At 50.8% G+C, this 1,777-nt stretch carries 1 rRNA gene; it reads left to right on the forward strand.

Going from position 1 to position 1,777, the window contains the following annotated elements:
- Positions 1-137 precede the first annotated feature (137 nt).
- A 16S ribosomal RNA gene (locus tag JCM14505_RS08380) occupies positions 138-1,713 on the forward strand.
- The last annotated feature ends 64 nt before the right edge of the window (positions 1,714-1,777 follow it).

Below are 1,777 nucleotides of genomic sequence, written 5' to 3' on the forward strand. Positions count from 1 at the left end.
CGAGGTAGATCTTTCAAAACTGAATATAGTTTCGACGAATCAAATGTGTAGGGTCCTTGATTTAATTATCAAGGTAATTAAACATTTGCGAAGTCAATTCGCTTAATTTATTTTTTTAGAGCTATTCAAGTTCTTATTTTTATGAGAGTTTGATCCTGGCTCAGGATGAACGCCGGCGGTGTGCCTAATACATGCAAGTCGTACGCGTTGGCCCAACTGATTTGAAGTGCTTGCACGGATCTGACGTTGGTTTACCAACGAGTGGCGGACGGGTGAGTAACACGTAGGTAACCTGCCCAGAAGCGGGGGACAACACTTGGAAACAGGTGCTAATACCGCATAACAATTCAAATCGCATGATTTGAATTTGAAAGATGGTTTCGGCTATCACTTCTGGATGGACCTGCGGCGCATTAGCTTGTTGGTGGGGTAACGGCCTACCAAGGCAGTGATGCGTAGCCGAGTTGAGAGACTGATCGGCCACAATGGGACTGAGACACGGCCCATACTCCTACGGGAGGCAGCAGTAGGGAATCTTCCACAATGGGCGCAAGCCTGATGGAGCAACACCGCGTGAGTGAAGAAGGTTTTCGGATCGTAAAGCTCTGTTGTTGAAGAAGAACGTGCATGAGAGTAACTGTTCATGCAGTGACGGTATTCAACCAGAAAGTCACGGCTAACTACGTGCCAGCAGCCGCGGTAATACGTAGGTGGCAAGCGTTATCCGGATTTATTGGGCGTAAAGAGAGTGCAGGCGGTTTCTTAAGTCTGATGTGAAAGCCTTCGGCTCAACCGAAGAAGTGCATCGGAAACTGGGGAAACTTGAGTACAGAAGAGGGCAGTGGAACTCCATGTGTAGCGGTGGAATGCGTAGATATATGGAAGAACACCAGTGGCGAAGGCGGCTGCCTGGTCTGTAACTGACGCTGAGACTCGAAAGCATGGGTAGCGAACAGGATTAGATACCCTGGTAGTCCATGCCGTAAACGATGAGTGCTAGGTGTTGGAGGGTTTCCGCCCTTCAGTGCCGGAGCTAACGCATTAAGCACTCCGCCTGGGGAGTACGACCGCAAGGTTGAAACTCAAAGGAATTGACGGGGGCCCGCACAAGCGGTGGAGCATGTGGTTTAATTCGAAGCTACGCGAAGAACCTTACCAGGTCTTGACATCTTGCGCCAACCCTAGAGATAGGGCGTTTCCTTCGGGAACGCAATGACAGGTGGTGCATGGTCGTCGTCAGCTCGTGTCGTGAGATGTTGGGTTAAGTCCCGCAACGAGCGCAACCCTTGTTACTAGTTGCCAGCATTCAGTTGGGCACTCTAGTGAGACTGCCGGTGACAAACCGGAGGAAGGTGGGGACGACGTCAGATCATCATGCCCCTTATGACCTGGGCTACACACGTGCTACAATGGACGGTACAACGAGCAGCGAACTCGCGAGGGCAAGCAAATCTCTTAAAACCGTTCTCAGTTCGGATTGCAGGCTGCAACTCGCCTGCATGAAGTCGGAATCGCTAGTAATCGCGGATCAGCATGCCGCGGTGAATACGTTCCCGGGCCTTGTACACACCGCCCGTCACACCATGAGAGTTTGTAACACCCAAAGTCGGTGGGGTAACCTTTTGGAGCCAGCCGCCTAAGGTGGGACAGATGATTAGGGTGAAGTCGTAACAAGGTAGCCGTAGGAGAACCTGCGGCTGGATCACCTCCTTTCTAAGGATAATCGGAAACCTACACATCGTTGAAACTGTGTTCAGTTTTGAGGGATTTACCTCAT

The organism is Limosilactobacillus equigenerosi DSM 18793 = JCM 14505 (assembly GCF_001311375.1).
GTDB lineage: Bacteria > Bacillota > Bacilli > Lactobacillales > Lactobacillaceae > Limosilactobacillus > Limosilactobacillus equigenerosi.